The organism is Saliphagus sp. GCM10025334 (genome assembly GCF_042663485.1).
Classification (GTDB): Archaea; Halobacteriota; Halobacteria; order Halobacteriales; family Natrialbaceae; genus Natronosalvus.
This window is the reverse complement of the sequence record NZ_JBHTAF010000001.1, coordinates 1,279,004-1,303,795: the sequence shown is the minus strand read 5'-3', so window position 1 is coordinate 1,303,795 and position 24,792 is coordinate 1,279,004. Positions and strand designations below refer to the sequence as shown.

20 protein-coding genes and 3 pseudogenes are annotated in these 24,792 nt (G+C 67.7%); 9 read left to right on the top strand and 14 right to left on the bottom strand.

Going from position 1 to position 24,792, the window contains the following annotated elements:
• Window positions 1–22: 22 nt before the first annotated feature.
• On the top strand, window positions 23–1,228 hold the full coding sequence (locus ACFQO4_RS06085) for a phosphoglycerate kinase (RefSeq protein WP_500260044.1): 1,206 nt from the start codon (window positions 23–25) through the stop codon (window positions 1,226–1,228).
• A gap of 103 nt (window positions 1,229–1,331) precedes the next feature.
• Here ACFQO4_RS06085 and ACFQO4_RS06080 read toward each other — a convergent pair whose 3' ends face one another.
• From ACFQO4_RS06080 to ACFQO4_RS06050, 7 genes and pseudogenes are all read right to left on the bottom strand, one after another.
• Window positions 1,332–2,729 carry a DUF7125 family protein gene (locus ACFQO4_RS06080; protein WP_500260043.1) on the bottom strand — a complete coding sequence of 466 codons (1,398 nt, stop codon included), beginning with the start codon at window positions 2,727–2,729 and terminating at the stop codon, window positions 1,332–1,334.
• Window positions 2,730–2,801: 72 nt separating this feature from the next.
• Complete coding sequence (locus tag ACFQO4_RS06075; protein WP_500260042.1) at window positions 2,802–3,395, bottom strand: DUF7283 family protein; 594 nt, start codon at window positions 3,393–3,395, stop codon at window positions 2,802–2,804.
• Between the two features lie 154 nt (window positions 3,396–3,549).
• Window positions 3,550–5,265, bottom strand: a complete 1,716-nt coding sequence (locus ACFQO4_RS06070; RefSeq protein ID WP_500260041.1) for a secretion system protein — start codon at window positions 5,263–5,265, stop codon at window positions 3,550–3,552.
• A 2-nt stretch (window positions 5,266–5,267) separates the two neighbouring features.
• Window positions 5,268–7,213: pseudogene (locus tag ACFQO4_RS06065) on the bottom strand (ATPase, T2SS/T4P/T4SS family).
• A 31-nt stretch (window positions 7,214–7,244) separates the two neighbouring features.
• The gene (locus ACFQO4_RS06060) at window positions 7,245–7,706 is read right to left on the bottom strand and encodes a DUF7311 family protein (RefSeq protein ID WP_500260040.1); all 462 of its coding nucleotides are present in this window, start codon (window positions 7,704–7,706) and stop codon (window positions 7,245–7,247) included.
• The gene (locus ACFQO4_RS06055) at window positions 7,703–8,383 is read right to left on the bottom strand and encodes a DUF7310 family coiled-coil domain-containing protein (RefSeq protein WP_500260039.1); all 681 of its coding nucleotides are present in this window, start codon (window positions 8,381–8,383) and stop codon (window positions 7,703–7,705) included. The genes ACFQO4_RS06060 and ACFQO4_RS06055 overlap by 4 nt, the downstream gene beginning before the upstream one ends.
• Before the next feature lie 91 nt (window positions 8,384–8,474).
• Window positions 8,475–9,575, bottom strand: coding sequence for an ATP-binding protein (locus tag ACFQO4_RS06050; protein ID WP_500260038.1), 1,101 nt, complete (start codon window positions 9,573–9,575; stop codon window positions 8,475–8,477).
• 65 nt (window positions 9,576–9,640) lie between these two features.
• On the opposite strand from ACFQO4_RS06050, the gene ACFQO4_RS06045 reads away from it, so the two are divergent.
• Genes ACFQO4_RS06045 through ACFQO4_RS06035 form a run of 3 tightly spaced genes read left to right on the top strand, consistent with a single transcriptional unit; the run spans window position 9,641 to window position 13,455 of the window.
• On the top strand, window positions 9,641–10,888 hold the full coding sequence (locus ACFQO4_RS06045; protein ID WP_500260037.1) for a DUF8167 domain-containing protein: 1,248 nt from the start codon (window positions 9,641–9,643) through the stop codon (window positions 10,886–10,888).
• A complete protein-coding gene (locus tag ACFQO4_RS06040) occupies window positions 10,885–12,012 on the top strand; it encodes a DUF8167 domain-containing protein (RefSeq protein ID WP_500260036.1) in 1,128 nt (375 codons plus the stop codon). The genes ACFQO4_RS06045 and ACFQO4_RS06040 overlap by 4 nt, the downstream gene beginning before the upstream one ends.
• A 51-nt stretch (window positions 12,013–12,063) precedes the next feature.
• Window positions 12,064–13,455 (top strand): signal recognition particle protein Srp54, encoded by a 1,392-nt coding sequence (locus tag ACFQO4_RS06035; RefSeq protein ID WP_497902528.1) that lies wholly within the window; start codon window positions 12,064–12,066, stop codon window positions 13,453–13,455.
• 159 nt (window positions 13,456–13,614) lie between these two features.
• Here ACFQO4_RS06035 and mdh read toward each other — a convergent pair whose 3' ends face one another.
• Entirely contained in the window at window positions 13,615–14,529 is a 915-nt protein-coding gene (mdh, locus tag ACFQO4_RS06030; protein WP_500260035.1) for a malate dehydrogenase, read from the bottom strand.
• A gap of 192 nt (window positions 14,530–14,721) precedes the next feature.
• Here mdh and ACFQO4_RS06025 point away from each other — a divergent pair.
• The 4 genes and pseudogenes from ACFQO4_RS06025 to ACFQO4_RS06010 form a co-directional block, all read left to right on the top strand.
• Window positions 14,722–15,168: pseudogene (locus ACFQO4_RS06025) on the top strand (TIGR00725 family protein); the annotation flags it as partial.
• Between the two features lie 96 nt (window positions 15,169–15,264).
• Window positions 15,265–15,645, top strand: a pseudogene (locus ACFQO4_RS06020) (GNAT family N-acetyltransferase); the annotation flags it as partial.
• An 85-nt stretch (window positions 15,646–15,730) separates the two neighbouring features.
• Window positions 15,731–16,468, top strand: coding sequence for an Sjogren's syndrome/scleroderma autoantigen 1 family protein (locus ACFQO4_RS06015; protein ID WP_500260034.1), 738 nt, complete (start codon window positions 15,731–15,733; stop codon window positions 16,466–16,468).
• A gap of 71 nt (window positions 16,469–16,539) precedes the next feature.
• Window positions 16,540–17,358 carry a glycerophosphodiester phosphodiesterase gene (locus ACFQO4_RS06010; RefSeq protein ID WP_500260033.1) on the top strand — a complete coding sequence of 273 codons (819 nt, stop codon included), beginning with the start codon at window positions 16,540–16,542 and terminating at the stop codon, window positions 17,356–17,358.
• A gap of 73 nt (window positions 17,359–17,431) precedes the next feature.
• Here the strand turns inward: ACFQO4_RS06010 and ACFQO4_RS06005 are convergent, their stop codons facing one another.
• Together ACFQO4_RS06005 and ACFQO4_RS06000 are read right to left on the bottom strand one after the other, a co-directional pair.
• Complete coding sequence (locus ACFQO4_RS06005; protein WP_500260032.1) at window positions 17,432–17,941, bottom strand: redoxin domain-containing protein; 510 nt, start codon at window positions 17,939–17,941, stop codon at window positions 17,432–17,434.
• Window positions 17,941–18,255: a glutaredoxin family protein gene (locus ACFQO4_RS06000; RefSeq protein WP_500260031.1), complete on the bottom strand. Its 315-nt coding sequence runs from the start codon at window positions 18,253–18,255 to the stop codon at window positions 17,941–17,943. Before ACFQO4_RS06000 ends, ACFQO4_RS06005 begins: the two co-directional genes overlap by 1 nt.
• Before the next feature lie 90 nt (window positions 18,256–18,345).
• Here ACFQO4_RS06000 and ACFQO4_RS05995 point away from each other — a divergent pair, with 90 nt between their 5' ends.
• Window positions 18,346–19,818, top strand: coding sequence for a hemolysin family protein (locus ACFQO4_RS05995; RefSeq protein WP_500260030.1), 1,473 nt, complete (start codon window positions 18,346–18,348; stop codon window positions 19,816–19,818).
• Window positions 19,819–19,957: 139 nt separating this feature from the next.
• On the opposite strand, the gene ACFQO4_RS05990 is transcribed toward ACFQO4_RS05995, so the two are convergent.
• The 4 genes from ACFQO4_RS05990 to ACFQO4_RS05975 form a co-directional block, all read right to left on the bottom strand.
• On the bottom strand, window positions 19,958–20,719 hold the full coding sequence (locus ACFQO4_RS05990) for a hypothetical protein (protein ID WP_500260029.1): 762 nt from the start codon (window positions 20,717–20,719) through the stop codon (window positions 19,958–19,960).
• A gap of 137 nt (window positions 20,720–20,856) precedes the next feature.
• Entirely contained in the window at window positions 20,857–22,050 is a 1,194-nt protein-coding gene (locus ACFQO4_RS05985; protein ID WP_500260028.1) for an inorganic phosphate transporter, read from the bottom strand.
• A gap of 155 nt (window positions 22,051–22,205) precedes the next feature.
• Window positions 22,206–22,922: a DUF5828 family protein gene (locus tag ACFQO4_RS05980; RefSeq protein ID WP_500260027.1), complete on the bottom strand. Its 717-nt coding sequence runs from the start codon at window positions 22,920–22,922 to the stop codon at window positions 22,206–22,208.
• Between the two features lie 263 nt (window positions 22,923–23,185).
• Entirely contained in the window at window positions 23,186–24,766 is a 1,581-nt protein-coding gene (locus ACFQO4_RS05975) for an Hvo_1808 family surface protein (protein ID WP_500260026.1), read from the bottom strand.
• Window positions 24,767–24,792 lie beyond the last annotated feature (26 nt).

The following is a 24,792-nucleotide window of genomic DNA, read 5'->3' as shown; positions in this document are numbered from 1 at the left end:
ATCGCGTGACGCGCGTACGGATATGTTCGACACCATCGACGACCTCGAGCCAGGCCAACGACTGCTCGTCCGCGTCGACCTCAACGCGCCCGTCGAGGACGGGCGTGCCCAGAACAACCGGCGCTTCGCTCGACACGCCGACTCGATTCGCGCGCTGCTCGAGGACGGCCACGCCGTCGCCATCATGGCTCACCAGGGCCGACCCGGTCGGGACACGTTTATCTCGCTCGAGAGTCACGCCGAGATCCTCGCCGACCACCTCGATCGACCCGTCGACTTCGTCGCTGACACCTACGGCGAGGCGGCCCTCGAGGCCATCGACGATCTCGAGGCCGGCGACGTCCTGGTGCTCGAGAACGTCCGCATGTGCGAGGACGAACTCCCCGAGAAGGAGCCCGAGGAACACGCCGAGAGCGAGTTCGTGCGAACCCTCGCCCCGAACTTCGACGCCTACGTCAACGACGCCTACTCTGCGGCCCACCGCGCCCACGCCTCGCTGGTCGGCTTCCCGCTCGTGCTAGACGCCTACGCGGGGCCGGTGATGGACGCCGAGTACACCGCCAACTCCGCGATCCAGGACCGCGAGTTCGACGGTCCCGTCACTATGGTGCTCGGTGGCACCAAAGCCGAGGACCTCATCCCGGTCATCGAGCAGGTCGACGAGACGGTCGATCGCTTCTGCCTGGGTGGCATCGTCGGCGAACTCTTCCTCCGGGCTGCGGGCCACGACGTGGGCTACGACGTCGACGGCACCGAGTTCTTCGACCACCAGTGGGACGACCACGCCGACACCATCGAGCGCATCCTCGAGACATACGGCGACCGACTGACCCTCGCGACGGACCTCGCCTACGAGGGCGACGACGGCGACCGCGCGGAAACCGACGTCGAGGGCCTCGAGAAGGACACCTCCTACCTCGACGTGGGCAGCGACACCGCCGACACGTACGCCGGTCTCGTCCGGGACTCCGAGGCGGTATTCGTGAAGGGCGCACTGGGCGTCTTCGAGGACGAGCGGTTTGCGGACGGGACCGTCGAAGTCCTCCGCACCATCGCCGAAACCGATTGCTTCTCGGTCGTCGGTGGGGGCGACACCTCACGAGCCATCGAAATGTACGGGCTCGACGAGGCCGACTTCTCTCACGTCTCCATCGCGGGCGGCGCCTACGTTCGGGCGCTCACGGGTGATACGCTGGTCGGCGTCGAGGTGCTCGAGCGGGAGGCCTGATTCTGTACTCCGACCGACGACACCGCTTGTACCCGACCAGCACCGCCTGGACTCGACCGACGACACCGGCACCGCTCGAGTCACCGGATCACCCGTTCTCGAGTCAGTCTGACTCGACAGGTTCACCCTCGTTTCCAGCCGCCGTCGGCTCCTCGAGCGACCCCCGTTTACCGGTGGCGGGTTCGGCAATCGTACGCCCGAAGCGACACTTGCTGACCCGTACCCGCGGATCGGTTCCTACGGCTCCACCACGATTCGGCGACGGGACCTCGAACACCACGTCTGAAACCTGTACCGTCAGCCGCCGGTTCCGTGGCTCGTGGCCGTCACGCAGACCGTACAGGACGACCACGCTCTCTGTCTCGACCACTCGTTCGACAACCGACGAGAGGAACTCCCGATAGGGCCGTCGATCCGCCCGCTCGAGGGCGTCGACGACGTCGACGATCACCGTCGCTCCCTCCGGTAGTTTCTCCAGCAACTCGAGGACGCGATCCAGGTCGTCCTCGACTCGCTCGCCCGCGAGTGATCGAATCGTCGGCGTTCCCGTCCGGCGAGGCGTCCGCCGGATCGCCCGCTCGACCTGCGCCTTCGAACGATCGGTTGCGAGGTACAGCGTGCCGCGAACGGCCGTAACTCCGTAGAGGAGGTGTTCGACCTGGCTCGCGGGCGGCGCCGTCAGCGTCACGACCGATCCGGCCGGAACGCCACCGCCGAGCGCGCGGTCGACCGCGTCGACGCCGATCGGTAATCGACCACGGTCGGCGTTTCCGAACGTGGCCAGACCGGACCGCTCGAGTCGCTCGACGACGTGGTCGAAGGCGTCGGTAGCCGCGTCCGCCGTCAGCGGCGAGGATTCCTCTACCTCGGGAATGGCCCCCAGCACTTCGACGCCGAGACGGGCCTCGAGCCCCGGCGGAATCGCGTCACATCGGCTGCAAACGACGCCCAGAATCGGGACGTCGAGTCGGCGAGCGACGTCGACGGTCGTCTCCGCCGCGACGACGCTTCGCTCGGTCCCCGTCGTCACCACGACGGCGCCGTCGGCCGCCGACAGCGGATCGACCAGTTCGGGGCCGGCCCCCGACGGACAGTCGACGAACACCGTTCCCCACCCGTCGTCGTCCAGGCAGCCGATCGCCGACTCGAGGTCGATGGCCGCGTCCGTCGGCGGCGCCGAGACGATGCCGACGTTTCCCGCGCGAGGACTTCGCTGGGCGCCGGCGAATGGGGCGGTATTCGCGTCCTGACTCCTATCTACATCTACATCTACATCTGACATCGCATCTGCATTCGCACCTGGCTCCTCATCGTCGGCACAGACGGCCTCGAGCATCGGCGTTCGGTCGGTCCCCGCCATCACGTGCAGGTTCGGAAGTTGCCTGTCGGCGTCGACGGCGAGGGCGCTCGCTCCCGTCCGCCCCACCGCCTCGGCCAGTCCGAGGGCCGTCGTCGTCTTTCCACAGCCACCTTTCACGCCGGCGATCGCAACGATCGTCATGCCGGGGTTGGCCGCGTCATGGGTCTTGAATGTACGGACGGCGGCTGGAACCACGGGTGGCTCGAGGGAGGCTCACGCGGCGACCAGCACGACGTAAAACTCCCCGCTGGAGCGATCGTACTGAACACCCCGCCACTCCGAGGTCACCGCCTTCGGCCCGTCGATCGGGCCAACTGAGACCCGGTCGAGGATCTCGAGCAGCCGCGAGTCCAGCGTGACTCGCCTCACGACTACGTCTCCGGTCGTCGGCCGCCACTCCGGTGGCGCGCTGGCGGCGGCGTCGACGGCCTCGAGAAAGCGGTACTCGGGCGGGACGTACGGTTCGTCGTACTCGTCTTCGTACGCCGTCCCGTAGGTGACGTTCTCGAGACTCCGGACACCGCTCGCGGGGACCACCGTTCCGAACGACACCGTCGCGTGGCTCGTTCCGTGACGGTTGCGCAACTCGATCGTTCGCGCGGTCACTCGAACCTCGTCGCCGTCGTGGGCGTACGAGCTACTCGCCTGGTAGGGACTCGCGGCGACCCGGTCGATTGCGTTCGCCGCGCCGTTCGCGTCCGGCGGCGGTCCGGTCGGAACGGCGAGGGCCACGCCGGCGATCGCGAGGCTCACGATCGCGACGGCCATCCAGACGTACCAGGCGTCGAGGGGTGCATCCCAGTCCATGCCGGCGTTCGCTTCCGCTTCGTACGTAAACGCATTCACGGCTGCGACGGACACCCGTTCTTCGAGTCATCTGCCGAGTCACTCGCTCGAGGCACCCGTTTCTCGAGACGCCTGCCCGAGCCGCCCGTTCGAAGCATTAGCTCGAGACACCGGATCAGTGAATCACCGTTCCAACCAGCCAGACCGTCGCGACGTACACCGGCGTGGCGATCACGAGCGATCGGCCCGCGTAGTACCCGATCAGCGCGCGATCGAGTCCGTGGCGGAGCGCCAGCGACAGCGGCGTCAACACGAGACAGAGCGTCAGGACGTAGACGCCGACGACGACGCCCAGGTCCTCGACCGCCAGCATCGACTCGGCCAGGTCGTCGCCCTCGAGGACGTGCTCGGCCATCAACCCGGCCAGCGCGACCGTCGACCCGGCGACCAGCGGGCCGAAGAACGACGCCGTGTTCTCGAGTGTGCCTGTCACCGTCGCCAGCTGGCGGCGGGTCTCCCGCTCGAGTTCCTGGAGTTCCTCGAGGTGGTCGGCCATCGCGACGACTGCGCGCCCGGCGGGTCGTCCCTCCTCGGCGGCGATGGCGAGCAGGCGCGCCATGCTCCGGGCTCGAGGGCTGGGAACTGCTCGGAGGGCGCCGTACTCGCCGAGAAATGACTCCTCGACCGAGAGCTGTAATCGACGCTGGACGCCTGCCGCACGCTCGAACACGTCACCGGTTTCGGCCGGAACCCGGTTGGCGGCGAGTGCGACCGCGGACTCCACGGCGTGGCCGTCCGACACCTGCCGACCGACCAGGTAGAGGGCATCCACGAGGTGTGTTTCGACGTCGCGGACGTGATTTCGGACGGCCAGGATCGGGTGGAAGAGCGCGAGGAGTGTGACGCCGCCGCCGACGCCGAGTCCGGCTATCGGGGCGAGATACGACGGACCGAACAGGGAAGTGACGACGAACGCCACCGTCCCGGCGGCGACGCCCCAGGTGACTCGAAGCCACAGCCGATCCGGGACGTCCGGGTGGTCGGGCGGCACCGTCGGCGGCGGGAAGGCGACCGGCCGTCGCGTGAGCAACCAGACGCTCGCCGCGAGGAGGCCGACGGGGAGCAACAGGTTGTAGACTGCGACGAACGGCCAGATCGTCACGGCGTAGCCGACGATGGCCGCGGCGGGAACGAGCGCGACCAGCGCCAGCGGGAGCAAGACGCCGAACGCGTACAGTGCGGTCGTCGGACCGCGGATCGTGCTCGTGAACTCGGCCATCTGCTCGCGCGTTCCGGTCAGGATGGCGGCGAGTGCACGATCGAGCGTCCGCCCGCGCTCGCCGTCGGGCGCGTCCTGGGCCGTCGCGAGCAGGTACGCCGATCGGCGGAGCGCCGGAAACCGCGTCGTCCACTCCTCGGCGAACGTCAACAGCCCGGACCGGGAATGCCCGCTGGCTCGAGCGACGTGTCTCGACAGGCTGACCGAGAGCGGCCCGCGTCCGGTGTCGGCGGCGAAGCGGACGGCGCTCTCGACGGAGGGCTGGATCTGCATGCGAAGGACGGCTCGACCGATCAACGACGGCGTCTCTCCGAGCGCCTCCGTCCGCGCGATGGCGGCGCGAACGGCCGGCGCCGTGTGTACCCCGTGGACGACACTCAGCGCCGCCGCGAGTATCACGACTGGGGCCGCGAACGTGGGGAGTGGCGTGAGAAACAACGCGAGGAGAACGAAGGCGGTGACCACTCCGGCGACGTAACCCGCCCGAACCACAGTTTCCGGGCTGTGCGGTGACTCGAGAAACGACAGCGCGTCGGCCAGGTCGTCGCTGTAGGTGACGGGGTACGGATACCACCGCGCGAGCGCGACAGTCAGCGCGTCGAGTCGCCCCATCGTTACGCCCTCGAGCGACGTGTATGCAGTCGATCCGTCGCGTAGGCGGCCGTGACGTCCGCGGGACTCGTCCGTCCTTCGGCGGCGAGCGTTCGCAGCCGTCGCGTTCGCTCGTCGATCGCCGCCCGGATGTCGGCGTAGGTTTCGGTCGGTCCGGCGAGTCGGTCGACGAGGTGGCTCTCCCCGCGGTCGATGCGGCCGGTCGCACGCGCCTGCTCGCCGTCGAGTTCGTACAGCGGTTCGAACCGCACTTCCGTCCCGGAACCGACGACCTCCTCGATGCGGGCGAGTCGACGACGTTTCCCCAACGACGTCCGGTAGGCCTGGACTGTGACGACCAGATCCGTCGCGCCGAACGAGGAGGGCTCGACGCCGAGGTCGGAGACGACGCGCTCGTAGACGTCCGCCGCGCCGTCACCGTGGATGGTCCCGAGTACGGCGTTCGCGTTCGCCCCGACGCGCATGGCCTCGTACAGCACGCGGGCCTCCTCGCCGCGGATCTCGCCGACGATGAGCGCCCCGTCGCCGAGGCGAAGCGCGGTCCGGAGCGCCGCCGCAGGGGTGATCTCCGGTCCGTCTCCCCGGCCCGTTCGAAGCGCCTGGACGTCCCGGTCGACCGACTGGAGGGAGCGAACCGGCAGTTCGGGCGTGTCCTCGATCACGACCGTCCGCGTGCGGGGGCCAGTTCGTACAGTAACGTTCCTAGCAGCGTCGTCTTTCCCGCGCCTCGAGTGCCAGCGATCAACGCCGCCGCGTTGCGTTCGACGGCGACCGAGAGAAACGCCGCCGCCTCCGGGGTCACGGTCCCGTTCTCGACGAGTCCCGGAACGGTGAACCGATCGTCGGCCCGCTCGCGGAACGCGAACGCGACGCCCCGGGATACCGGTTCGTTCACGCCGGCGATGCGGACGCCCACGCCGTTCTCGAGGTCGACAGTGGCGTCGACCGTCGGGTTCGCCCTCGAGAAGGCTCGTCCGCTCGTGCGCCGAACGCGCGAGGCGAGCGCCGCGGCCCCCGCTGGCACGAGCGAGAGGTTCGTCGCCATGGCCTCCCCGTCACAGACGATCCGCAAGGGGTTCTCCTCGACCGGCGCCGTCACGTACACGTCGCTGATCCGGGAATCCGCGAACAGGTCCTCGAGAACGCCGTAGCCGGCAGTGTGTTTCTCGAGAATCGAGGCCAGGAGTGGATCGACTCGGCCGCTGGCGGCCTGCTCGATCGCGCGCTCGGGAGCGCGGTCGCCGTCGGCGGTCCCGTCGGCGATGGCCTTGTAGCCCTCGACGAGGAGGTCCATTGCTGGGGCGGGGAGGGTCGTTTCGACCACTTCGAGGGCGTACAGGGGAACGCTGTCGTCTCGCTCGTAGATTCGTGCTTCGCTTCCGGTCTCGAGAGACCGGACGTCCCGTAGCCGGCACCCCTCACCGAGGGTCGGGTCGACGGCGTAGTGGCCGAACGAGACGCCCACCGACGGAACGAACCCATCCTCGTACGTGTCGACGTTCCGCGCCGACTCGAGCAACCCGGAACTCGCGCCGAGATCAGCGACCGGTCCAGTACGAGTTCGAAGCTTGTCGGCGGCAGCCAGCGGATCCGTTCGTGCGGTCTCGGCGAGGCGGTGGTCTCGCGCGTCGGCGGCTCGAGCGAACCGACCGGCGCCCGACAGCAACGCCGAAATCTCGGACCCGTACCGATAGACGTTCCCGCCGGATCGGACGACCACCGAGTCGGCCGCTCGCGTCTCGAGGCGCTCGATCACCGTGCGCCGACACGCGGGGGCACTCGCGAGTCTGCCGTCGCAGTCGCAGTCGGTGGCGTCGGCGGTGAGCGTGTCGCCGTCGAACGCGAGCGAGCACCGACAGCCTCCAGCCGTCGTCTCGTCGGATTCACCAGCCGAACCGAAGCCGAGTGCCTCGAGCGCGGCCTCGAGTACCGATCCGTCCCGTGCCATACCGGCGGTTGCCGCGCCTTCCGACTTAAACTCACACACGGGTGGCGACGACGACCGGCTGTCCGCAGTCGTCGGTCTCGAGCGTTAGCCGAAGGGTGCGTTCACCGGTCCCCTGGAGTTTCACCGGACGATTCGAGCCAGTCGCATCGGCGACGATTGGGACGTCGATAACGCGCGTTCGCATTGCCCGGTCCTCGAATCGATATCGTGCCACGCTCGAGTCCCGATCCAGTCGCTCGATTTCGAACGCCGACAACGGATGTGCCGTCGCCGCGTCGGGCGGAAGCGCGATCGTAATAGTTCGTTGGGGCGGCGGGTGTCCTGGTGGCGGAACTTCTTCCTCGCGTGCGAGCGAACTCGCTGCTTCGGTGAGATCGGCCAGCGCAGTCCTGGCGTGTCGATCGGTGTTCTCGGCGGCAGCGTGCTCGAGTGCGGGCACCGCCATCGCCAGCAGGGCGACGGCGAGCAACGCGGCCAGGACGACGCGAATCACGGGAGTCGCGCGGCGAGGCGCTCGAGAACGGTCGACGGGTTCGAATTCGAGTTGCCGTCCTGGTCGCCTCCGTTTTCGTCTTCGCGTTCGCGTCCGCCTCCGTACTCGCCCCCCTTGTCAACCGTCCCGTCTGCTGGCGTCATCGATTCCGCGTCAGTACCGTCGCCCTCGAATATCGCTGCGACGGTTCGGTCGGCCGCCACCAGGTCGTTGAGTCCGTCACTCGTTTCGCTCGCGTCGGTCGACCGGGGAGTGCCGCCGGAATCGGGCACGCCCGTTTGTTTGTCGGGTCCACTCCCTCGTTCGCTCACGGACGCCACGCTTCCGGAGACACGACCATCGCCTGGCTGGTCGAGTTCCGGCGGCGACGCCTCGAGTCCCGTCTCGAGGTCGTCCAGCCGGCGCTCGAGCCGGTCGACGGCCGCCAGTGCGGCGTTCGCTCGTCGTTCGACGTCGTCGTTGACGTGGCGGACGTTGTCGACGAACCCGCTCGTCGCTTGCACCGATCCCTCGACCTCGGCGATTCGTCGATCGTGAGCCTCGAGTCGGGCTTCGAACTGCGTGACGTCCTCGTCGAGTGCGGCGACTTCGGCGATGTCGTCGAACGGCCGTTCGTCCTCGAGCAACGCCCGTTCCACACCGGCCAGTCGTCGCTCGAGTCGCTCGGTGTCGGTCATGCCGCCGTTGGTCCGGGTATCGTACTTAAACTCTCGGCCTCGAGGCAACTTACCGTCAATACTATATGATTTATAGTAAATACTATGGAGATTATAGCATTTCGCTCGCGCGAGGACTGTCCCCGCCGTGAGGCGTCTCCCGGCGACGAACCTGTGCGACGTGTATCGTCTCCGTCGCGTCGTCGATCACGACGACCTCTCCCGGTCGCTCGGGCAGCCGATCGGCCAGCGATCCGCTCACGTACGCCGGCCGTGCAGTCTCGAGCGCCTCGAGGTCGGCCCTCGCCGTCAGTCGGTGGGAGACGACGATGTCGGACTGGGAGATGCCCACGGCGGGAACGGCGCTCGGACGCTGGGTGGCCGCCACGAGACTGACCCCGGGGGCTCGACCGCGAGTGAGGATCGTCTCGAGGGCGGGCCGGGCGACGCCGTCGAAGAAGGTGTGGGCCTCGTCGAGCAGCAGCCAGGGCAAGCGATCGATCGTGCCGTCGACCCGGGCCCGGTAGAGCGCCTCGGCGACGCCCCTGGCCACGGCGTTCATCGGCGCATCGGCCAGTCCGGAGACGTCGAGGACGGTCGCGTCCGGACCCGCCAGATCGGCGGCGGCGAGTCCATCGGGATCGAAGACGCCCCAGGCGTCGGCGAGTTCGAGGTGGTTGCTCGCCGCCCGTCTGTCGGCCCGCGGCGCGTCCGCGGCTTCGATCCGCTCGGCCATCGCCTGGAGCGTCGATTCGCGCTGGGCCGCTCGCCAGAGGAGGCTGCCGGCGCCGCTTTCGGGTGAGAGGCCGACGAGAGCACACCACGATTTCGGATCGAGCGACGACGGCTCGACGGTCGGTCGGTCGACGACGGTGGCCGGAACGGGCGCACCGTCTGCGGGGTCCGCGAGCGATCCGAAGACGCCCATCGGGTCGACGATCACCGGCGAGACGCCGCGAGCGCGGGCGAGTTCCTCGGCGACGACCCCGAGCGTGTAGGACTTGCCGTAGCCGCGTTTGCCGACGATCGACACCGCGTGCGGCCCGTCGAGGTCCAGGAAGAGCGCCGCGCCGGGGCTCCCGTCGCGGGCGCGGTACGTGCCGAAGTTCGCGGTCGGTCGGCTGCAACCGGTATCGTCGTCGCCAGTGTCGCCATCGTCACCGTGATCCCCGTCGCCGCCACCGCCGTCGTCGCGTCCGATAACGAACGTCACGGCCCGTTGTGAGCTCGTTCTGCGATATAAACTCTCGTTTGCTGGCCTCCGAGAGTATAAGTTGGATGGCGCAGCAAGCGGCGGCCATGTCGCTTCCAGTCGACGCCCTCGCGGGTCTCGCCTACGGTCTGTTGATCGGACTCGCCGTCGCCCCCGCCTTCGCGGTGGTCGCTGCTTGCTACCGATCTGCGTTCGACGGCATGCCCCCGCGAGCGGCAATCGCCGTTACCGCTTTCCTCGCTACGCTCGCCGTCTCCTGGCACCTGGACCTCCTCGAGACGGCCGGTGGTAGTGGTTTCAGACTCGTCCTCGCAGCGACTGTCGCCGCGGTACTGGGGGTCTACGCCGCGACCGTCGCCGACCGATTCGCGGCGACAATTCCGCAATGGACGACCCGCTCGCTCGTCCGCGAACCGACCCTCTCGAGCGCCGCCCTCGACGACATCGACGCGACGGGGCAAGTTACCGTCACCGCGACGAACGTCGCCGACCTCGAGGGCTATCCACCGCTCGACCGCCAGCGACGCCGCCGACTCGAGGCGGGTTCCTGGCGACTGGCGGCGGATCTGCCGCTTCCGGCGCTCGAGTCGCGCCTCGAAGATCGGTTGCGGACGGCCCACGACCTGGCGCCCGTTCGCGTTTCGATCGACGCTCGCGGCCGAGCGTCCATTGGCGCAGCACCACCCAGAAACGGCGTCTCGAATCGGATTCGACCGGGGTTTCGTGCCGTGTCTCTCACGGCCCGCGTCCCGGACGGACTCGCGGCGGGTGACCGGGTGCGCGTCGAGACGGACTCGGCGTCCGTTCCCGGGTCGGTCGTCGACGTACCCTGCCTCGACGACGGACTCGAATCGACGCGCGCGACGGCGTCCGATGGCGTCACCAGCGTGACGGTTGCCGTTCGGACGAGCGACGCCGGGGACGTCCTCGCGACCGATCGGGCGCGTCTCGTCGTCGTCCCGGACGGACGCTCCCAGGCGTTCGAAACCTGGTCGCTCCTGGAGCGAGCGGGAACGGGCGCTCGACGGGTGGTCCTCGACGTCGACCTGCTCGCCGAACTCGACGCTGCAGACGACGTCAGGCCGTTCGCGGCACGTCTCGAGGGCGACGACGGTGTGACGTGGCAGTTCGAGCCCGACTACTCGGCTCTCGTACCGGGCGAGGTGGCCATCGTCGTAGGCGACGAACGCCGGGTGAACGCGCTCTCTCCGTCGGCGTCGTCGACGGTCGATGATGGCAATCGCCAATCTCGCCAGTGTGGTCGGAACGATTCGACCCTATCGACCGGGGTTCTCGCGGAGGCGGTCCAGTGACGCTCGCCCTCTCCTCGAGCGCGCCGCTCGCACTGGTCTCCCAGTGGACGCACACTGCGGTGCTGTCCGTCCTCGGGTTCGCCGTCCTGGCCGGCGTCGTGGCGATGGGCGCCGCGTTCGTCACTCGCTGGGCGACGGGCCGGGCGCTGTCGACGGGTGCGGCTATCGTCGCGGGTTCGGCCGTCCCGGCGTCCGTCCTCCTCGTCCAGGCGGTCGTCCGCGATGCGTTCGTCGAGCCGGCACCGCTGGTCGGGTACGCCAGTAGCAGCTACTTACTCGGCGTGTTTGCGGGCACCCTGCTCGCCACCGCTGGCGGTCGTTCCGTCGGCGATTACCTCGCCTGTGCGGTGTTCGACGTTCGGCGAGTCGAGGGTGATCGTGTCGCGGCGGGACTCGTCCGTTCAGCGGGAGTAGCCGTTTCGCTGACGCTTCCCGACACGATTGGCGACCTCGAGGGGTACCGTCCCGTCGCCGAGGGAACGAAACGGCGGCTGGCCGGTCGACGACTGATCGTTCCTCGCGGCCTCTCGGAATCGGGGCTCGAGCGACGGCTTCGCGACCGACTCGAGGTGGATTTCGACGTCGATCGGACGGTACTCGAGGTGGGGCCGCACGGGTCGATCGACTCGCTTGCCGTCGGTCGTCTCCACTCGGGCCGAAGTCCGACGGTTCCGCCGGGAATGGAGGCGGTCGCGATCGACAGCGACGTTCCCGCCGCGGCGAGCGACGGCGACCCGCTCGAGGTCCGGGACGAGGACGGCCGCCTCGTCGCGATGGGAGTCCTGTGCGGGGTCGACGGCCCAACCGCGACGATCATCGTCGAGGCCGATGTGACGGCGGATCTCGAGGACGAGCACCGCTACCGGCTTGCGATCCGGGCGGCGGCGCCCGACGACGGCCGAGAACTGGTTCGGCGGATCCAGCGCGCACCGGAGACGATTTCGACGCGAACGGTCGAGACCGGGGACGACCTCGAGGGCGAGTTCGTCGAGTGGGTTCCGGGAACCGTCCTGGTGATCGAACGCGACGGCGACGTCCACCCGTTTCCGGCGGGGCGCGAACCGATTCGCGTGGGCGACCGGATTCACACCTTTGGCATGCCCGAGGAACTGGCGGCGCTGTGACTGGGGTCAACGGACAAGGCTTTAACCGCATCGTCGCCTATCGGCATACAAATGGTACTCGACGATCTCGGAAGCTCCCTCCGAGGCACCCTCGACAAACTCCGCGGCAAGTCGCGCATCTCCGAGGAGGACGTCGAGGAGGTCGTCAAGGAGATTCAGCGGTCATTGCTGTCGGCCGACGTCGACGTCTCCCTGGTGATGGAGCTCTCGGACAATATCAAGACCCGCGCGCTCGAGGAGGAGCCACCCGCGGGGACGCCCGCCCGCGACTTCGTCCTCCGCATCGTCTACGAGGAACTGGTCGATCTCATCGGCGAGTCGACTGACCTGCCCCTCGAGGAACAGACCATCCTGCTGGCGGGGCTCCAGGGGTCGGGGAAGACGACTACGTCCGCGAAGATGGCGTGGTGGTTCTCGACGAAGGGGCTCCGGCCCGCCGTGATCCAGACCGACACGTTCCGGCCCGGTGCCTACGAGCAGGCCAAAGAGATGTGCCGGCGCGCCGAGGTCGACTTCTACGGCGACCCCGACGGCGACGACCCGGTCCAGATCGCCCGCGACGGCCTCGAGGCGACGAGCGAGGCAGACGTCCATATCGTCGACACGGCGGGTCGCCACGCCCTGGAGGACGATCTGATCGACGAGATCGAGGACATCGAGGACGTGGTCGACCCCGACGTCGGCCTGCTGGTGCTCGACGCGGCGATCGGTCAGGGGGCGAAAGACCAGGCCCAGCAGTTCGACGAGTCCGTGGGGATCGACGGCGTCGTCATCACCAAACTCGACGGGACGGCGAAGGGTGGTGGCGCGCTGACGGCGGTCGACCAGACCGACTCCTCCATCGCCTTCCTCGGGACCGGTGAGGAGGTCCAGGACATCGAGCGCTTCGAGCCTAACGGCTTCATCTCCCGACTGCTGGGGATGGGCGACCTCGCCCAGCTCGCCGAGCGCGTCGAGCGCGCGATGGAGCACACTGGCGAGGAGGAAGACGACTGGGATCCCGAGGATATGCTCCAGGGGCAATTCACCCTCAACGACATGCAAAAGCAGATGGAGGCGATGAACAACATGGGGCCCCTCGATCAGGTGCTGGACATGATCCCCGGATTCGGCGGCGGGATCAAGGATCAGTTGCCCGACGACGCGATGGACGTCACTCAAGACCGGATGCGGACGTTCGAGGTCATCATGGACTCGATGACCGACGCCGAGAAGGAGTATCCGCGAGCGATCGGTGCCGATCAGATTCGCCGGATCGCTCGCGGCTCCGGAACCTCGGAGGAGAGCGTTCGGGAACTCCTTCAGCAGTTCAAGATGATGGAGCGCACCCTCAAGCAGTTCCAGGGAATGGGTTCGGACAAGGAGATGCAGCGGATGATGCAGCAGATGCAACAGCAGGGCGGCGGTGGCATGGGCGGAATGGGTGGCGGCGGCCCGTTCTGAGACGTCAGTCGCGGTTTCCCGAAGACGCCTAGGTCGACTTTCGTCGAGATGCTGACCGTTCCCTTCTTTCGCTCCTCGAGTCGGATTCCACTCCTGTCGCTACCGGCTATCGTGTCCAAACCCGAGGTTCGCCGTCAGAACGCGACTCGAGCCCGCGCTCTAGGCGATCTTCTCGTACTGATCGGTGAGCTTCTCGGCGGCCTCGCCCAGCTGTTCGCGCTCGTAGGCCGAGAGGTCCCACTCGACGATCTCCTCGACGCCGTTCGAGCCGAGCTTCGCGGGGACGCCGAAGGCGGTGTCCTCGTGGCCGAACTCGCCCTCGAGGAAGACGCTGGCGGGCAGCACTTCGCCAGTGTCTCGCAGGACGGCCTCGACCATGTGAGCGACGCCGGTGGCGGGGCCCCACTCGGTGGCGCCTTTCTTCTCGATGACGTTCATCGCTGAGGTCTGGAGTTCGTTCAGGATCTCCTCCTTTTCGTCGTCCGAGAACGAGCGATCCTCGCCGTCGACGCGCACTTTCGAGAATACGGGAACCTGCGCGTCGCCGTGTTCGCCCAGGATCGTCGCCTCGACGTTCTGGACGGGGACGTCGTAGCGCTGGGAGAGGACGTACCGGAACCGGGCGGAGTCGAGGCGGCCGCCGAAGCCGATCACTTGCTCCCGGCTTCGGTCACCCGTCTCGTAGAGGTGTCGGTTCAGCAGGTCGACCGGGTTCGAGGTCGTGATCGTCACGAAGTCGTCGTTGTGCTCGGCGAGCGAGGAGCCGATGTCCTCCATGATCGGGGCGTTATCGCCCGCGAGGTCGATCCGGGTCTGGCCCGGCTGGCGCGGAATGCCGGCCGTGATGACGACGACGTCCGATCCCGCGGTGTCCTCGTAACCACCCTGGCGGACGACCGTGTTCGAATCGTAGGCGGCGCCGTGGTTGACGTCGGCCGCCTGGCCGACCGTGTCGTCTTCCTTGTCCGGAATGTCGACGAAGACGAGTTCGTCAGCGATTCCGCGCAGTGCGATGTTGTAGCCCGCCGCGGCTCCGACGGTGCCGGCCGCGCCGACCACGCTCACTTTTGTCATACCACGTTCACCGTCTCCTGCCAGCGCGTTAAATCCGTCGGAAAACGGGATTCGAGCGGAGCGTCGGGCGATTGGACGGACCGCCCGTGGTCGGCCGTCGGGGATGGCCGCGGTGGCGGTGCTGTCGCACTCGAGTCACCCGTCCCGACGGGAACCGAACCAGCCTTGCACGCTCGAGTCCCTCACTCGAGCATGCGCGTCAGCGTCGTCGGCGGCGGATCGATCACGGACGAGGAGACCGAGCGAGCGGCCGCGGTCGGTCGCGAACTGGGCCGACGCGGGCACACGGTCGTCTGCGGCGGCCGGGGCGGGACGATGGAGGCGGTCTGCCGCGGGGCACGCGAGGCCGGCGGCGAGACGATTGGCATCCTGCCCTCGAGCGAGGGCGCGGACGCGAATCCGCACGTCGAGACGGTGATCGCGACCGGAATGGGTCACGCCCGGAACGCGCTCGTCCCACTGAACGGCGACGCGGTCATCGCGCTCAGCGGCGGTCCCGGAACCCTCTCGGAGATCGGTTTCGCCCTCGTCTACGGTCGCCCGGTTGTCGGCCTCGAGACTCACGACGTCCCCACCGTGAAAACCGTCCAGACGCCGACCGCGGCCGTCGACGCCGTCGAACGAGCGGTGCTCGGCGAGACGACCGACCCGGCGGCCGAAGGAGTCGAGAGGGACGAAGGGCCCGAGGGAGTCGAAGCCGACCTCCCGGGGCCGTACACCCTCGTCCCCCGGCCGCCGAGCCCCGAAGCGTTCGTCGCCCTCCGGGAAGCCGCGGACATGGCCCCGCGGTCGATCGAGGCTGTCGAGCGTGGCCTCCCGAATTCGGTGTTCGCGGTGCACGTGATCCACGAGTCCTCGGGCGAACCGGTCGGCATGGGCCGCATCGTCGGCGACGATGGGGCGGTCTATCATATTTCGGATATGGCTGTCCATCCCGATCACCAGGGGCAGGGGCTCGGCACGCACATCATGGACCGACTGTGGGCCTACATCGAGGAGACGGCGTCCGAATCGGCCTACGTCAACCTGCTGGCCGACGTCGACGGATTCTACGAGCGCTTCGGTTTCGAGGAGACTCGTCCGGCCTCGAAGGGAATGTATCGCCGGGTCGAGTGACCGGGCAGAGCGATCCGGCCTCGAGGTCGGCGCCAGCCCGCGTCAGTCCGTAGCTTTTTCGACGTTTGCCTCCCATACACCGGATATGAGCGACTTTGACAAGGAAGCCGAACGCGAGAAGCTTCGAAAGAAGTACGAGCGCGACGAGGCCGACCGCGAGGCGACCCAGCGGATGAGCGACCTTCTGCTCAAGGGGGCGACGATGACCAACACTCACTGTGACGTCTGCGGCGACCCCCTCTTTCGTTACCAGGGGACGACCTTCTGCCCGAGCTGTCACGGCGGACCGGAGGGCGTCGAGGCGTCGGTCGACGACGGTGCCAGCGACGCGAGTCGAACCACGGAAACGGGGTCAACCGCGGAGACGCGAGCGGACGACCGACCCTCGAGCGAGGTACCTGCCGGGGAGACGGAAGCCGCGAACGACCCCGAGCACGCGGCCTCGAGCACCAGTGCTGGCGATGCCGACGCAGATCGATCGGCGGCGACGCCCGAAACCCGCGCCACGTCCAGTACGGTGAACGAGGAGCCAGAACACGGGATCCCTCGAGAGACGCCCGAAACCCACGGAACCGCCGATGCTCCCGACACCCCCAGAACCGCCGAACGCAGCCGAGCACCGTCGACCGTCCCATCGAGCGGTTCCAGTTCCGGATCGGGTGTCGACGTCAGCAGTGACCTCGAAGCCGGCACGGACGCCCTCGTAACTGCGCTCGAGCGATTCTCGCGGGCGGCCGCCGAGGCCGACGACCCGCGGTACGCGAAGGCGTGTCTCGAGGCGGCCCACGAGGCGGCGGAAACGCTGGCAACGCTTCGCAAGTAACAGGGGCGTGACAACGGATCGGTACGAGACGCTCCGGAACCTACAACTCACCGCCGGCCATCCTGCCAGCCATGCCCGAGCCAGCGGTCATCGCCCACCGCGGATTCGCCGGAATCACCCCCGAGAACACGATCGAGGCGGCTCGAGTCGCCAGCGAGCACCCCTCGACGGACATGATCGAGATCGACGTCCAGCCCGCCGCCTGCGGAACGCCGGTCGTGATTCACGACGACCGACTCGAGGGGACTCGCGACGGGCGTCCGCTTACCGATTTCATGGGGCTGGTGTGGGAGACCTGTCTCGAGACCCTCTCGAACGCTCGCGTCCTGGGGACGGACGAGACGGTCCCAACCCTCGAGGCGTTCCTCACGGCCGTCGGCCCCGGCGTCGGCGTCAACGTCGAACTCAAGAACCCGGGGACGCCGTCGATCCGTCCGGCGGAGTCGCTGTCGTCGAGTGCGCGCGCCGAACGCCGTGAGATCTGGGAACCGTTCGTCGAGCGCGTCGTCGAGGTCTGTGACGGCTTCGACGGCGAGGTGCTCTTCTCGTCGTTCTGTGCCGGTGCGCTCGCGGCCATCCGGAACGTGGCACCCGAGTATTCCATCGGAACGCTCGTCGAGGACGACCTCGAGACGGGGCTCGAGGTCGCTCGCGAGTACGACAGCGAGGCGATTCATCCGCCGCGAAACGCGATTGCCGGGACGGCGCTCTCGACGGAATCGTACGCCGGCGTCTCGGAAGCGCCGACGATCGATCTGCTCGAGGCTGCTCGCGACGAGGGACGAGCGATCAACGTCTGGACGGTCGACACCTGGATCCAGTTCGATCAGTTGCGAGCCGCCGGCGTCGACGGGATCATCGTGGACTATCCGGGTCTCGACTCGCGGTGAGCGGGTGCAGAAACAGAAGCAGGAGCGGACGCTCGAACGTTCGTGCCAGTCCGGTTTCTGAGGCGCCCGTTGGCTACTCGAGCCCCAGCGTCTCTTCGAGCGCGTCGTAGTCGGGGAACTCCGGCCACTCCGTGGCGACCCACGACCCCGTCACCGTCAGGTCGGCGTCCACGGCGAAGAAGGCGACCCGTGGCTCGCTGAGGCCAGCCATGCCGTCCAGGTCGTGGGCGATTCCGTAGTCTTCGGCGACGTCGTTGCCCGGATCGGCGACGATCTCGAACGGCAGGTCGCGTTCCCTGAGGAAGGAAGCGACGCCGTAGGGGTTCGCGGCGGAGACGCCGACGACACGAGCGCGCTCGCCCCACTCGCGCTCGGCGAGTTCCGTCCAGACGTACTGGGCGACGAACGAGCCGATCATGGGGGTGAAGACGACGACTGCACCGCCCTCCTCGGCCGCCAACGCCGACAGCGACCGGTCCTCCCAGAACTCGCTCGAGACGAGTGGTCGGGTGAAGTCTGGCGCCGTCGTTCCCGTTTCGGGATGATCGGCCGGCCTGAGGTCGACGACGTCGAAGTCGACCACTAGTCGTCACCCCGGCTTTCCGCAGCGCCTGTAGCGTCCACAGCGCCTCCAGCGCCGTCACCGTAAACCGAATCCAGGTAATCGACGATGTTTGCACTCTCGGCCATCGTGACTCCAGTTTCCTCGTCGACGAGGACGGGAACCGATCGGACCCCGGCCTCGCGCTTGACCGCGTTTCGTCGGGAGTGCATCGGTTCGACGAAGCGCGATCGGTACTCGAGGCCGTACGCCTGCAGTCGGGAGACGACCCGTTCGCAGTAGGGACACCCTTGCAAGCGGTACAGCGTTCGCGGCGAGTCGGTCGGTGCTGACATAACTCCCGATTGGGAGACGAGTGCAAAAACGGTGTCGGGGCTCAAAAGGGTAAAACGTTAATCAGTCCGGTGATAACAGACAGGGAGTTAATGGTGTATTCGCTGTTCGAAGCGGTCGTGTTCGCGTACACGGTCCCAGGACTGGGGCTGGAGATGGACGAATCGATCGTGACGATCCTCGGTGCGATCACCGTGATCTTGCTCATCGGGCTCTCCGCCTTCTTCTCCTCCTCGGAGATCGCGATGTTCTCCCTGCCGAAACACCGCGTCGAGGGGATGGTCGAGGAGGGCGTTCCCGGCGCAGAGCGTGTCCAGGCGCTCAAATCGGACCCACATCGGTTGCTCGTAACTATTCTGGTCGGCAACAACGTGGCCAACATCGCCATGTCCTCTATCGCGACGGCCGTCCTGTCCATCCACTTCGGTGGCCTCGTGGGCGTATTGATCGCGACGTTCGGCATCACTGCCATCGTCCTCCTGTTCGGGGAAAGCGCCCCCAAGTCCTACGCCGTCGAACACACCGAGACCTGGTCCGTTCGGACGGCGAAACCGCTCAAGGCGACCGAGTACCTGCTCTACCCACTCGTCGTCCTCTTCGACTACCTCACCCGCCAGATCAACCGCCTGACCGGCTCGGCGACCGGCGCTATCGAGACGCCCTACGTCACTCGCGACGAGATCCAGGAGATGATCGAATCCGGCGAGCGCGAGGGCGTCCTCGAGGAGGAAGAACACGAGATGCTTACCCGCATCTTCCGGTTCAACAACACCATCGTCAAGGAGGTGATGACGCCGCGACTCGACATGACGGCCGTGCCGCGAGACGCCGGAATCGACGAGGCCATCGAGACCAGCATCCAGAGCGGCCACGCCCGGATTCCGGTCTACGAGGGCAGCCTGGACAACGTCCAGGGCGTCGTCCACATCCGCGACCTCGTCCGTGACCTGAACTACGGCGAGTCGACGGATCTCACGATGGACGACGTTATTCGCCCGACGCTGCACGTCCCGGAGTCGAAGAACGTCGACGAACTGTTGGGCGAGATGCGCGAAAACCGGATGCACATGGCCATCGTCATCGACGAGTTCGGCACCACCGAGGGGCTGGTGACGATGGAGGACATGGTCGAAGAGATCGTCGGCGAGATCCTCGAAGGCGGCGAGGAAGAACCGGTCGAGGAAGTCGACGAGGACACCGTCGTCGTCCGTGGCGAGGTCAACATCGAGGAGGTCAACGAGGCCCTCGGCATCGAACTCCCCGAAGGCGAGGAGTTCGAGACCATAGCGGGGTTCATCTTCAACCGTGCCGGGCGACTGGTGGAGGAGGGCGAAACCATACTGTACGACGAGGACGGTGGCGTCGAGATCACCGTCGAAGAGGTCGAAAACACCCGAATCATGAAGGCTCGACTCGAGAAACTTGGCCTCGAGGAGGACGAAGAAGCGGTCGACGGGGACGAGCCTCGTGACGATAGTGACGTCGACGACGGAAACGGGAACGGAAATGGAAACGGAAACGGAGACGCAGGCGCGGACGAGAGCGTACCGATCGAAGACGAGTGATCGGTCGGATCGACGGACCCGACCCGCGAAGCGGCCTGTTCTGTCGTGCGGAGGCACATTCGAATGCCGAAACGATGAGGCACGCTCGAGCGCTGGAACGATGAGGAGAGTCGCTCGAACGCCGGAACCGAATCTCGCGCTACCGCGACCGGCCGACCAGGGCCTCGAGTTCCCGCGCCACGACCGGCGGGACGACCAGTCGCCGCGGGCCGGGAACGTATCGCCCGTCGGGAGTGGCGTACTCGAGCGTGACGATCGCGGTGTCGCCTACCGTTCGTACGGACGCGGCCTCGAGGTGCTCGAGGGCGATCCGTTCCTCGGGATCGTGGAGGTAGATGGCGCCCTCGTCGGCGTCGATGGTCCCCACGGAGCGCAGGAACGAGGAGCCGACGAGCGCGATCAGTGCGAGCGGGAGCGTGAACGCGGCGAGGAACGTGAACGGGCCGGCCCCGACGGGGAGCAGGTCGCCCTGGGAGACGAGACGGCCGGCGAGCATCAGTGCGCCGACGACGCCGACCATGGCGAGCGTGCCGAGAGCGGCGTCCATCGCTCGCTGGAGGCCGCGTTCGCCGGGGGTCGAGACCGGAAGCGGGAGTCCAGCGAAGAGTCGCTCGAGGCGCGCCTGCGTGTGGGCGCTGGTGGCGAGGGCGAGGATCGCTGCAGCGACGCCGAGGAGGGCGGCGACGAGGACGGCCTGTGGGCTCGTCAGTTCGAACTCGGTGCCGGCGATGGTCGTCGACAGAACGGTCGGTCCTGCCTGTCCGAGCAGGTCGAATACTCGCCAGACGGCGACGATCGAGATGACGGCGAAGAACGTCCCGACGCCGAACGCCCAGAGCGTTCGCACCGCGCGCGAGGTCGTCGCGTCCCGCCGCCACTGGATCGGCTGGGCGTCTGCCATACTCGAGGTCGGGTCCGGGCGATTAAAATCCGTTCGGTCCGCCCGAACGGGCGGACCACCAGTCTAGTCTCCCTCGATCGTCGATGAGACGAACCGGGCACGAGATGTCAGTTCGTCTCACCGTCTCAGGCTCGACACTAGAGGAGCAGCCAGTCGAGGAGCCGAAAGCCCGCGTACGAGAGGACGATCGACCCGGCCAGCGAGAGCACCCACGCCAGCACGGTTAACCCCATCTTTCGGGCGCTCACCCCGCCGCCGTCGGCGGTCGAGGCGGCGTAGCCGCTTCCGATAATGGCGCTGACGATAATCTCGTTGAACGAGACGGGGATGCCGTAGAGCACGGCCGTCTGGGCGATGGCGAACGAGGGGATGAGCGCGGCGATCGAGCGGCGGGGCCCGAGCGAGGAGTAATCCTGGGAGATCGCCTTGATCATCCGAGGAGCGCCCGTCCAGGAGCCGACCAGCAGGCCGACGCCGCCGCCGACCAGCAGCGCCGTGAGAGGGATCTCGAGGTCGCTCGAGAGGGGGAGCAGGGGGCCGATGGCGAGGCCCACCTGGCTGCCGCCTGCCGAAAATGCGACCAGCCCCCCGAGAACGAGCAGGAAGTGTCGTTCGCCGCGCTCGATCGTCTCGCGCGTGTCGGTCCAGAAGAGGAGCGCCCAGAAGAGGGCGACGAGGGCAGTCACGGCGATGGGTCCGGCGAGTGCGGGGCCGGGGACGGCGGTACCCGCTGTGAGCGCCAGCGACGCGCTCTCGTCGACCCCGCCGAGGGCGGCGAACTCGATGTTCGCGAGGAGCACGCCGACGACGCCGGCGAGACCGACGATGAGCGTTCGCTCGGAGACGGGTTCGTCCCGGAGCAGTCGGGCGATCAGGTAGGCGATCCCGCCGCCGACGAACGGCGTGAGCAGCCACAGCGCGGCGATCTCCTGGTACTTGGGCCAGGCTGGTGCCCCGCCCATCGCGAGGCCGACGCCGATGATCGATCCTGTCACCGTGAACGCCGTCGCTATTGGATAGCCCGCGAAGACGCCGATGGCGACCAGGACGGCGGCGATCGATAGTCCGATGGTCGCGGCGGCCGGCGAGAGAACGACGCCGTCGATGAGTTCCGCGCCGACCGCCTCGGAGACGTTCGCCCCCTGTAAGACGGCACCGGCGAACCCGAGTATTCCGACCAGAAAGCCCGCCCGCATCACCGAGATGGCGTTCGCGCCGACGGCGGGGGCGAACGGGGTTGAGCCGCTCGACCCGGCGCCGATAGCCCAGGCCATGAAGAGGCTGGCGAGGGCGGCGAGGGCGAAGGTCAGGAGGGTCGCGATCTCGACCATTCGTTCGCTATTCGGCCAACCGATACAAGTGTGTGCCGACCCAGCGGCGTCGCCGGACGCGGCTCGAGGCCGTTCGTGGGAACCTCGTGATCGGTCACCGGTCGCTACCCATCGGGTGGATGTCAGGTTGTGGAGGGCAGGGGAATTCGCCGCCGTCAGTTCGTCGTCGACCGCGACCCGTCGCTGGGCTCCGGCGGTGGCTCGACGCCCTCGACGGCCTCGGCTCGTTCCGTGTCCTTCTCGGTCTCGACGTGCCAGCGATCGACCTCGTCCTCGTACTCGGTGAGCAGGTCTGAGACGTCGGACTTGAGGACGTCGTCGTTGACGTTCACCTCGAAGACGAACTGGGTTCCGTTGCCCCGGCCGCTCTGCTGGATGTTCGCGCTGACGAGTTCGTTGTCGAAGTAGTACGGCGCGAGCTGGGTCATCACCTTCTGGTAGACGGTGTCTTCGACCCGTCGAATCGCCTTTCGGCCGGCGGTGTCGGCTGCGCGCGCGACGTAATCGACCGACTCTCTCCAGCTATCGACGGCCTCGTCGGCCTCGTCGGCCTCGAGGGCCTCGTAGGACGCCGACAACTTCTCGCCGGCTGTCTTGAGGTCGTCGTCGGGATTTTTGCCGGCCTTTTCACCCTTGCCCTCCTCGACGCTGGCCTGCTCGGCCGTCTTCTCGCTGACCTCGGTCTCGAGGCGCTCGTGGGCCTTGGGTCGCCACTCGTCCCACTCCTCGAACGCGCGGGCTAACCGCGCGCCGACGTCGAGGTCGGGATCGTCGACGCCCGTCTCGCGGAGGGCCTGGGTGATTCGCTCGCCGTGCTCGACGACGTCGCCCCAGTCACCACGGACTTTGAATCCCGAAATACTCTCTTCCATTCGGTCGAACGGTCCTATGCCCCGCTCGGTTATAAACTTCGTCGCCGGCTAGTGTGAGGTCTTCACGCAGACCCGCCTCCATCTCGACGCCCGCCTCGCTCCTGTAAGACGCTCGATGTTCCGACCACAAACGATAGGGGGGCGTTGCCCCTATCTCCACCAATGGACGCTCACGCTCGCCGGGCCGGAGCGAGCGGGAAGCGTAGCGGGTTCGCTCCCCGGCTGAACCGCCGGTCCGGACGGATTCGGGATCAGTATCGGACTCAAACTCGGGCCGAAACCGTCCCGACCGCTTCCGGCACCTCGAGCGCGCTTCCACCGACGACTAACGACGTCGTCTCCCGCGCTTCCTCGGACGGACGAATCCCCTCGATCCCCTCGAGCGTCGGCGCACCGACGAGTTCGACGCGGCTTCTGTCGACGACGATCCGATAGGCCCCGGCGAAGGGTTCGTCGTCATCGATTCGGTACGTCGCGCGCTCGGCGTCGACTTCCTCGGCACCCCGGTTCTCGAGCACGCGCTCGTAGGCACTGGCGAAGCGGTCGGCGTCCGCTGGCGTGCGGAACTCGAGGGCCCAGACGTGGCCGGTGGCTCCGTTTCTGTCGCCGTCCGTGTTGCCGTCCCCGTCCTCGCCCGAACCGTCGCCAGACGTGGCCTCGTATGCGACGAACGTGTCGCCGGCCCACCCCGCGGTAGCGGGATGTGAGTAGTTGTACGGCGATAACTCGCGTTCCTCGTCGAGCAGGGAGTGATCCAGCGCCCCGTTGGCCCACAGCGCCCCGAAGAGGGTCGCCTCGCCGACGGTCTCGGTTCGGACGTCGCCGCCGTCGTCGGTGATCGGCGACCACGCGGGGCTCGAGCGATCGTCGACCGCGACGTCGACCGGGCGGTCGTTGGGGTAGCGCTCGGGATGGATGATCTGACTGGTGCTCGTCGGCCGGTCGGCGAAGGCGGCGTCGACGGCGTCCCAGCCGCCGGCGTCGTAGACCGACTGGACGAACGTCGGCCCCTCGGCGTAGGGTGCGTAAATCGAGAGGTAGAGCCCGACGTTCAGCGACCGGTTCGTTTCGCTGGTACCGTCACCGTCGCCATCGTCGTCGCCGTCCGATGGTTCGTCGCCGCTCTCGGATCCACCGTCTCCCTCGAGCCCGCTGTCACTCGTTTCGGGCAGGCACTCCCACGCCGGATCGTCGCGACACCGCTGCTCGTAGCGATGGGCGAGCAGTTCGGCTTCGCCCTCGATGAGCCCGGTTTCCGCGCGGCGCGCGTCGACCGTCGTTCCCCGGCGCTCGAGGCCGAACTGCTGGTCCTGGAGGGCGTGGGCGAGTTCGTGCACGAGCGTGGTTCGATCGATTCGGAGCTGGTCGGCGTCGGGGTCGTTAGTGACGACGACGATTCGACCGTCCACGTAGAAACCCAGCACCGAATCGCCGTACAGCGAGTCGAACGCGGCGTTGACGTCGGTCTCGCCGTCGACGACGAACGCGGCGCGCCAGAGTTCGTTCGTGAACGCGCCCGCGGGCTCGCTCTCGCCGTACCACTCGCGGAGCTCCTCGCGGGACCACACCTCGACCGCGACGTCCTCGGTGTACCGGAGGCCGCGAAGTTCCTCGAGCCGAGCCATCGCGCGGTAGGTGACGGCCTCGAGTTCAGCCTGGCTCACCCGCGCGGGATCGTCGACCTCGAGCGTGCTCGTCGCGTTGTAGCCGTAGATCGTGCCGAGGTCCCGGTCGGCGGAGGCGGGCGCGTCGCTCGGCGTCGACAGCGGGGCCGCACAGCCGGCGAGGACGACGAGGAGGGCGACGGTGACGGTGACGAGAATGAGGTGGCCGCGCGTTCGCATGTCGGTCTCGAGGGGAGCCAGCGAGT

Excerpts from the sequence above, each read along its gene's own strand:
- ACFQO4_RS06085 (WP_500260044.1), top strand. The coding sequence starts at position 23 with ATGTTCGACACCATCGACGACCTCGAGCCAGGCCAACGACTGCTCGTC.
- ACFQO4_RS06080 (WP_500260043.1), bottom strand. The coding sequence starts at position 2,729 with ATGACGATCGTTGCGATCGCCGGCGTGAAAGGTGGCTGTGGAAAGACG.
- ACFQO4_RS06075 (WP_500260042.1), bottom strand. The coding sequence starts at position 3,395 with ATGGACTGGGATGCACCCCTCGACGCCTGGTACGTCTGGATGGCCGTC.
- ACFQO4_RS06070 (WP_500260041.1), bottom strand. The coding sequence starts at position 5,265 with ATGGGGCGACTCGACGCGCTGACTGTCGCGCTCGCGCGGTGGTATCCG.
- ACFQO4_RS06055 (WP_500260039.1), bottom strand. The coding sequence starts at position 8,383 with ATGACCGACACCGAGCGACTCGAGCGACGACTGGCCGGTGTGGAACGG.
- ACFQO4_RS06045 (WP_500260037.1), top strand. The coding sequence starts at position 9,641 with ATGGCGCAGCAAGCGGCGGCCATGTCGCTTCCAGTCGACGCCCTCGCG.
- ACFQO4_RS06035 (WP_497902528.1), top strand. The coding sequence starts at position 12,064 with ATGGTACTCGACGATCTCGGAAGCTCCCTCCGAGGCACCCTCGACAAA.
- mdh (WP_500260035.1), bottom strand. The coding sequence starts at position 14,529 with ATGACAAAAGTGAGCGTGGTCGGCGCGGCCGGCACCGTCGGAGCCGCG.
- ACFQO4_RS06015 (WP_500260034.1), top strand. The coding sequence starts at position 15,731 with ATGAGCGACTTTGACAAGGAAGCCGAACGCGAGAAGCTTCGAAAGAAG.
- ACFQO4_RS06010 (WP_500260033.1), top strand. The coding sequence starts at position 16,540 with ATGCCCGAGCCAGCGGTCATCGCCCACCGCGGATTCGCCGGAATCACC.
- ACFQO4_RS06000 (WP_500260031.1), bottom strand. The coding sequence starts at position 18,255 with ATGTCAGCACCGACCGACTCGCCGCGAACGCTGTACCGCTTGCAAGGG.
- ACFQO4_RS05995 (WP_500260030.1), top strand. The coding sequence starts at position 18,346 with ATGGTGTATTCGCTGTTCGAAGCGGTCGTGTTCGCGTACACGGTCCCA.
- ACFQO4_RS05990 (WP_500260029.1), bottom strand. The coding sequence starts at position 20,719 with ATGGCAGACGCCCAGCCGATCCAGTGGCGGCGGGACGCGACGACCTCG.
- ACFQO4_RS05985 (WP_500260028.1), bottom strand. The coding sequence starts at position 22,050 with ATGGTCGAGATCGCGACCCTCCTGACCTTCGCCCTCGCCGCCCTCGCC.
- ACFQO4_RS05980 (WP_500260027.1), bottom strand. The coding sequence starts at position 22,922 with ATGGAAGAGAGTATTTCGGGATTCAAAGTCCGTGGTGACTGGGGCGAC.
- ACFQO4_RS05975 (WP_500260026.1), bottom strand. The coding sequence starts at position 24,766 with ATGCGAACGCGCGGCCACCTCATTCTCGTCACCGTCACCGTCGCCCTC.